Source organism: Ruegeria sp. CH8 (assembly GCF_056536985.1).
Window position 1 is genome coordinate 1 of record NZ_JBQFQR010000054.1, and the last position, 7,838, is coordinate 7,838.

A 7,838-nucleotide genomic window follows, 5' to 3' on the forward strand; every position below is an offset into this window, starting at 1 on the left:
AACCACACCCGACCGCATCAGGCCCTCAACATGCGCCCACCAGTCCCCGAAACTCTAGTCCGAGATGGCCCAGAACAAGGGGGCTAGACAAAGGTTCAATGTACGAGCGTCTGAGGCGCGGTGCGAGCGGCTCGTTTGACCCACACATTGCTCATGCTGGAATGATCTATGACAAAATTGGCAGGCAAGTACTGTTAGATACGCACCGCGAGTACCTAAATATTGGACAACAGTATGGGGTGCCCATGATTGCCGGGACGCCTACCTGGAGGGCAAGCGCAGATCGCGTTGCAAAATCGAGATTTGCCGAAAAGCCAGTAAACACAGATGCCTACGCATTCATGAAGGAAGTGAAAGCGAGCTACGGGCCAGACGCTTCACCTATATTGATAGCGGGTGTGACGGGGCCATTTGGCGATGGCTACCTCCCGGACGAAGCGCCTGATACTCAGTCTGCAATAGATCTAAATGCGCCTCAGGTAGAAGAGCTTGCGAAGACAGGCATAGATTTCTTCAAGGCGCAAACCTTGCCGAGTTTTCAGGAAGCAAAGGGCATTGCCCAGGTGCTTTCATCGACCGGCCTGCCCTACGTTCTAAGTTTCGTCATTAGGCCCGATGGTTGCATTCTCGACGGAACACCAATCGATATCGCTATCGACGTGATAGACAACGAGACTCAGAGGCCTCCATCAAACTACGCGATCAACTGTGTGCACGCCTCTGTTTTTTCTTCCACATATCGGACGGCCTATGATCGCTATCAGAGTGCCGCGCAACGGATCGTCGGGTTTGATGCCAATACGTCCGCAAAAACTCCGGAAGAGCTTGAAGGATTGGACGAAATCGAAACCGAAGCACCGGAGGATTTTGGAGAAAACTTGGCCTCCCTTCATCAGTTGTTCGGAGTTTGATATCTGGGTGGTTGCTGCGGATCATCTACGTCTCATATCAGTAGCTTAGCGGCACATTTAAACGCTTGAGTCGGAGGCATTGAAACTAACATTCGCATTTACATCCTGCGGGTGAGTTGGAAGCCGGCAGACGGTGTCCTGAATGCAGCATCAAAATCGACTATTAAAATGCCATCCGCTGAACTTTGCAAAGTCCGGTTTCTGCGCACTGCTGAAATTGGGGCATCGCGCAGCATCGGTCAAATGGGCTCATTGCAAACCTCCGAGCAGGCGCGGCAATTGCCCCTTCCCCGCTTGTCACGACCTACCCATCGGCCCAAACCTGCCGTTCACCCTACCCTCAAGTTGCTACATTGCGTCTCGTCAGACCGGCCATTAGCTGCGATTGAAAACTGGGATCGAAGTCAGAATCGGGTTTTACGTCCTATCTGCGTCAGTCGGGCACCTTATGATGCCTAATTTTCGTAGTTATAGCGGTCTCAAGCTATCAACCCGTGGCCAGCTTTGCGTACCCGTCTCTGGTTTGCGGCGTTTTAATGCCCAACAAATTACCTGCGATCTGTGTTTTCAGGATCTGCGCAGTTCCACCGCCGATAGTGAACATACGCACGTCGCGATACATGCGCTCAATCGGCTCCTGCGCACCATATCCACGCGCACCAAATATCTGCAAGGAATCGTTGACGACTTTGATTGCCTGTTCAGACGCAAAGGCCTTTGCCCGGGCTGCCATTGTCATGTCGGGAAACCCAGTCGAACCAAGGGTGCCAGCGGCCTCGTGCAGCATCAGACGGGAGGCATGGACCGCCGTATCCATGTCTGCAAGCATCCACTGCAGACCCTGAAACTCCTGCAACGGGCGGCCGAACTGATGACGCTCACGCAGATATCTTTTCGAATGCTCTAGCGCACCGGCTGCAATTCCCATGGCAACCGTTCCAGCCCCGATGCGCTGGCTGTTATAGGCGGTCATCAGGTCCGCAAAACCACGTTTTATTCCCGAAGGCGTAATCAGAGCGAAACGCGCGTCAACTTCCAGATCGGTAAAGCGAAGCACAGTTTCGGGCATTCCGCACAGCCCCATGGTCCTTTCGCGACCGACCACATCGAACCCTTTGGGGGCGATACCGTTTTCGGGATCGTAGTGAACCAGAAAACCGGTGATCCCGAGATCGGTTCCATCTTCATCCAGAACACGTGCAAAAATCAGGTAGAGCTTCGAAACGCCGCCGCCTGTAATCCAGTGTTTGCTGCCGTTGATCAGATATTTCCCGCCAATACGCCGGGCCGTTGTTTGCATCTCGGTCGCCGCGCTGCCGGCGTTGGGCTCAGTTATGCAGATTGCCGGCTTGTCCCCTGACAGGACCAGCGGGGCCACAAAGTCTCGTTGCTCATCTGTACCATAGGCCATGATCGCGCTGATGCCGCCCATATTGGCCTCAACGACAATCCTCGCACTCAACGCGCAGGCTTTGGCGATTTCTTCGACGACAAATACCACGTCAAGGTATGAGGCGCCGAGCCCTCCGAACCTGGGCGGGATTGTCATGCCCATAAGTCCGGCATCGGTCAGTTCACGTACGTTTTCCCAACAATAGGTTCGGGTTTCGTCCCAGTGACCGGCACGGTCGGCAAATCCTGGAGCAAGTTCTCGGGCGATTTCCTGATACGTCTTTGTTCCCTGATCGAGCATTACGCCATCCTCTCTGCTCACAATTATGTGAGGGCTCGCATGTTATTTTCAATCGAATTTACTTTGTTCTTAAATTAAGATTTTTTGAATTTATGCAGATTTCAGCTTTAGAAACGTTGGTTGCGATTGCGCAGCACAGCTCATTTTCTCGAACCGCAGAAGTGCGCAACATGACGCTGTCTGCTGTCAGCATGCAGATGAAATCGCTGGAAGAAGAGCTTGGCGCAGCGTTGTTCGATCGCCGGTATCGGCCGCCCAAGCTGACGCCACTCGGAGTGAGGGTTGCTCAGGACGCCAAGACAATAGTTGATGCCTACTCAGTTCTGAAATCAAGATGTGTTCCCACCGATCAACTAACCGGAACGTACCGGGTCGGATTTGTCCCCTCTGCTGCTGCTCGCATTCTGCCCTTGTTTCTTGGAACAGCTGAACAACTGGCTCCCAAAACAATGTTGAGCACCAGCACTGGATTATCAGAGACTTTGTGCGAACAGGTCCGGAACGGTCAACTTGATGCCGCAATCGTAACTGAAATCGCAGACGCGACATTTGATCTTTGCTGCAAAACTTTGATCCGAGAGGAAATGGTGATCGCGGCGCCGCTGGAAAGCCAGGTGAAAGAACTAACCGGGCTTTCCGGATCACACCCATTTTTGCATTTCATTCCATCGTCGGGCATCGGCAAGCTGATCGCCCAATACCGCGATCAGATGCAATTGAAGTCGAAGGAAGTGATTATCCTCGATAGTATCGAAGCAATCGTAAACTGCGTTAAAAGCGGCATTGGGTACGCGCTTTTACCAAAAACAGACGTATTGCGGTACGGCGCTGATCAGGTTCTTGTACTGCCTTGTAAGCCACATCCGCTGTTTCGCAACATCTCACTGGTGACACGCGAAGACGCCCTGACTGAAATATGGCGCCCAAAGCTGAAGACACTGCTTGAAGCCAGCATTGCCGGTCTGGAAAACGCGGAGCTTTAAGTTGCTCAAGCCGTATGGCTCATTGCCCACAACGCTGGAACAAGAAACCTGCAGATGACATAAGCCAGATGTTTGCCCTAGTCTAACACAAGACGCGGCCATGAGTGCCGCGTAGACACATCGTCGGGATTGCTACACCGAAGGTTGGTATCATGCAGGAGCTTCAGGTCCAGTCTGTCCGTTCCCGTTGGCGCATATTCCTGTCGCTACTGTCGGGCCCGATACTGTTTTTCCTCGTTCGTTCGCTTGATCCACCGCCTGGACTGTCCACGGCGGGCTGGACGTTACTGGCCTTATTAGCTTGGATGGTTGCATGGTGGCTCAGTGAGGCAATACCCCTAGCCGCCACTGCGTTACTACCGGTAATCGTCATACCTCTCGCCGGAGTTGCCGAGATTAGCACGGTCACGCAGGCCTATGGCCATCCCCTCATATTCCTGTTTCTGGGTGGGTTCATGCTGGCCATGGCAATCGAAGCCGTCGGCCTTCATCGGCGCATCGCGCTAGCAATCGTCTCAAGGGCCGGTACGGGGCCACACAATCTGACCCTAGGCTTCATGATTGCCACTGCATTCCTTTCGATGTGGATCACGAATACGGCCGCAACAATCATGATATATGCCGTTGCACTGTCTGTAATCGACTTCATCAAAAGCAAAGTTCCGGCATCGGACGAGTTGCGCCGCTTTTCCGTTGGCCTAATGCTTGCCGTGGCCTACAGCGCATCGATTGGGGGAATGGCCACGTTGATCGGATCTCCCGTCAATGCTTTGCTGGCGACGATCATGTCCGGCGAATACGGCATAACGGTCGAGTTCGTTGACTGGCTGATGATAGGTCTTCCGGTGACATTGGTAATGTTGTTCATCGCCTGGGCCTTGTTGAGCTTTGTCTTGTTTCGGTGCGACGGCTTGGCGGAAAACGACCTTTCTGACGCGGTTCGCATTGAACGGGAAAGGCTTCCGCCGATGGGCCGCGCGGAAAAGACCGTTGCAGTGGTTTTTGTTCTGGCCGCAACCGGTTGGATTTTCGGGGACCAGATTACGCATTTCACCGGATTGCCAATCACGGATACCGGTGTCGCATTGATCGCAGCTTTGTTTCTTTTCGCGACCCCGGTGAACGCAGATATGACAAAATTCGCACTGGATTGGGAAACCGCTGTGAGATTGCCATGGAACGTGTTGATCCTAATCGGCGGTGGACTTGCTGTGGCTTTAGCGTTTCAGATTACCGGCCTCGCGGATTGGATCGGAGAACAGGTGTCAGCAATTGACATCACGGTTTTCGCCATGGTGTTTCTAGTCGTTGCGATGATGGTCTTTTTGACTGAGATCATGTCAAACCCAGCCTCAGCGGCAACAATACTCCCAGTGGTTTCTGCCGTTGCTGTCGGGTTCGATTGGAGTCCGCTTTTATTGGCAGTACCTGCCGCGCTTGCAGCGAATATGTCTTTCATGATGCCAGTCGCAACGGCCCCGAATGCGATCGTGTTTTCGAACCCTGATCTTAAAATCACCGACATGGCGCGGGCAGGGTTTTGGCTCAATTTATGCGGCCTTGCTCTGTGCACCCTAGCGGTCAACTTCGTCTATCAACCTATTTTGGGCTGGTAGTAACTCAGGAAGATACGTCCCGAAGCCGGCCTTGGTCGAAAAGCGATGGCCGTATTCTTTGCAGTGTTAGTTCGTAGGAGTATTGATAGCGTATGGGTTTTGTGATTGCGGCCGCCAGAAAGAACAGTCGAAAACGCGCCTACTTACTGTATGTGCTGCTCCTAGCCTGTCTGTGCGCAACAAGCGCAGCATCTCAAACGTCGGTGCCTGAGGTTATTCTGACGGAAGAAGTCGTGCAGCGAATTGAAGCTCAACGAGCTGAGGATTCTGTGTTCGCACTTAAGTATAGAGCTTTGATTGCACGTGCGAATGCACACCTGCAATCGCCAACAATTGTCGAACTACTTCAAAGGGAAGATGGCGAGATACACCAGGCTTTCCAGGGTTTTGGCGAAAGACCCGTAGAACGCCTAACGACATTGGCTTTGGCGTGGCGTTTGACAGGCGACAGTCGCTATGCCGAGCGCACCAGGACAGAACTTCTGCAACTGTCGGATTTAGAGACCTGGCATCCCGAGAACTTTCTCGGTCTCAGCCGTGTGAGTTTGGCGGTTTCACTTGGATACAGCTGGATCAGCGAAACTCTGGACCCACAAGATCACAAAGTCATTAGGACTGCATTGGTCGAAAACGCATTGAAAGAAGCTGACAAGATTTATGATCTGGACACACTATATTTCGAAAATGGCTGGGTCGCGCCGCAACGTTGGGTCTATCCGGCACCGGTTCCAAAGACACTGCCCGAAGGAACTGCAAGCGCAGATATCACGTGGCCTGTCGCATCATTCAACTGGAATATCGTCTGCAACACCGGAATGATCGTCGCGGCACTGGTCTCTTCAGAAGCGGAGCCGGAATTAGCCAATAGAATTATCGAACGCGCTCAGGACTCCATTCGCAACGGGTTTGCAATGTTTGCTCCGGATGGAGCTTGGTCGGAGGGACCAATGTACGGCGCTCTGTCGGCCAGAGATGCGGCTGTTTTGATTGACTCTTTGAATTCAATTCTTGGTCATGACTTCCGCCTTTCAAAATCTGTGGGGCTGGAGAGATTTGGGGAATTTTTGATCCATGTGACTGGACCGACAGGAATGCTCTTCAACTATGGTGATAGCGACACAAGTACCGATCCTGTCGCGCTCACATGGCTAGCGTCGCACTACAATCAGCCAAACTACAACCTACCTTCCATTAACACCGCGCCATCCTCCCATCCAGCCTTCGAGCTGATTTGGCAGCAAAGCTCAGATCATGAACCGATACCCCCTCGTAAAGATGCCTATTGGTCCGGGCGGCTTGGGCTTGTGACTATGCGGTCCGCTTGGGACGATCCTGACGCAACATTTGTTGGGTTCAAAGCCGGGCCACTCCGCAGCCACCACAATAACCTGGACGCTGGAACGTTTGTGCTTGAGGCAAACAGTGTGCGGTGGGCAGTGGATCTGGGGATCGGGAATTATCAGCTGCCAGGATACTTTACCGACAAACGCTTTGATTACTATCGCACGGCAACGATCGGGCAGAATACTCTGACCTTTAATGAAGCAAACCAAATTGCAACTGGGCGTGCGCAGATCAATGAGTTTGGCCAGTTCTCTGGGTTCAACTTCACGATCGCCGATCTTTCTGATGTGTATGGCAAAACCAAAGGGACGATCATGCGTGGAATTGCGGTGGTCGATGATAAAACGGTGGTTATTCAGGATGAAATCAGCAGCCCTCAAAAAGGGCCGATGGCATGGACGATGCACACCGAAGCGGACGTTTTGATTGCTGGGTCAAACGCAACCCTGACCCAAGAGGGTCAAGAACTACGTGCGCGAATTTTATCTCCGCCGGAAGCTGAATTCGTATTGCGTTCAGCAAATCCATGTAAAACGCCTTACGCTTCCGAATGCCGAATTCAAAACCCTAACACGGGCGTAAAGAGGTTGATGGTTGACTTGAACCTTGATGCTTCGACTTTACCACAGACCATTACAGTCGTTTTCGAAAGCGATGGACAGTCGACCTACAAAACAGCTGTCCCCTTGAGCCAGTGGAGTTTGACAGTCAGCCTCCCGAGCAACAGCGAAAGGCAGTAGGTCTGGTCAGCGACCTGAGCACGCCAAGTTACCGGGCAAAAACTCTACTCAAAAAGGGCACGGTTGAGCCGTGATGATCGCCGAGCAAGCAAGGATTGATTGACCACTATTTTGAGAGCAAGGCCGCCCGGGACCAGTTCGCGTGTGCCCGAATGGGTGTTTGCAGTTTCCTCGGACTTTGAATGTTTACGTGGTCATAAAACGATGGACATCACGGTTTGAAGCCTTGGTGTTGAAATCGAGGAGCATTGGTCATTGCGGGGCAACGTAAATCCAATATGGACAAAGGTCCGAAGAGCGGACTCACAGCGGCCATCGGAGCCAAGGCAGCATCCTGTGAGGTGCTGTCAGACTAATTCGAACCAGTCTCAGTTTCCCACAGAAACCGCGAACCTATGCGGAACAAAGTTGACGCCACTCGCTAAGAGCGGCGGTGCGTGTTAGCTTGAAGGTGTCTCGTCAGGTAAGTGATCTTTCATGGTTGAAGCGGTTGTAAACGGAGGAGTGGACGGAGGCGAATTTCTGTAAACTTCGCATGCGCCTGAAACGCT

The 7,838-nt window shown here is 52.6% G+C and carries 5 protein-coding genes and 1 pseudogene; 4 read left to right on the forward strand and 2 right to left on the reverse strand.

Going from position 1 to position 7,838, the window contains the following annotated elements:
• Nucleotides 1-161: 161 nt before the first annotated feature.
• Nucleotides 162-911 carry a homocysteine S-methyltransferase family protein gene (locus tag ACR0ER_RS25225; RefSeq protein ID WP_480771224.1) on the forward strand — a complete coding sequence of 250 codons (750 nt, stop codon included), beginning with the start codon at nt 162-164 and terminating at the stop codon, nt 909-911.
• Between the two features lie 487 nt (nt 912-1,398).
• On the opposite strand, the gene acdA is transcribed toward ACR0ER_RS25225, so the two are convergent.
• On the reverse strand, nt 1,399-2,604 hold the full coding sequence (gene acdA, locus ACR0ER_RS25230) for a 3-sulfinopropanoyl-CoA desulfinase (RefSeq protein WP_480771225.1): 1,206 nt from the start codon (nt 2,602-2,604) through the stop codon (nt 1,399-1,401).
• A 92-nt stretch (nt 2,605-2,696) separates the two neighbouring features.
• Between acdA and ACR0ER_RS25235 the strand changes: the two genes are divergently transcribed.
• The 3 genes from ACR0ER_RS25235 to ACR0ER_RS25245 all read left to right on the forward strand — a co-directional run bounded on the left by ACR0ER_RS25235 (nt 2,697) and on the right by ACR0ER_RS25245 (nt 7,287).
• Complete coding sequence (locus ACR0ER_RS25235; protein ID WP_480771226.1) at nt 2,697-3,587, forward strand: LysR family transcriptional regulator; 891 nt, start codon at nt 2,697-2,699, stop codon at nt 3,585-3,587.
• 152 nt (nt 3,588-3,739) lie between these two features.
• The gene (locus ACR0ER_RS25240; protein WP_480771227.1) at nt 3,740-5,203 is read left to right on the forward strand and encodes an SLC13 family permease; all 1,464 of its coding nucleotides are present in this window, start codon (nt 3,740-3,742) and stop codon (nt 5,201-5,203) included.
• 92 nt (nt 5,204-5,295) lie between these two features.
• A complete protein-coding gene (locus tag ACR0ER_RS25245) occupies nt 5,296-7,287 on the forward strand; it encodes a heparinase II/III domain-containing protein (RefSeq protein ID WP_480771228.1) in 1,992 nt (663 codons plus the stop codon).
• A gap of 462 nt (nt 7,288-7,749) precedes the next feature.
• On the opposite strand, the pseudogene ACR0ER_RS25250 reads toward ACR0ER_RS25245, so the two are convergent.
• A pseudogene (locus ACR0ER_RS25250) lies at nt 7,750-7,838 on the reverse strand (IS6 family transposase); the annotation flags it as partial.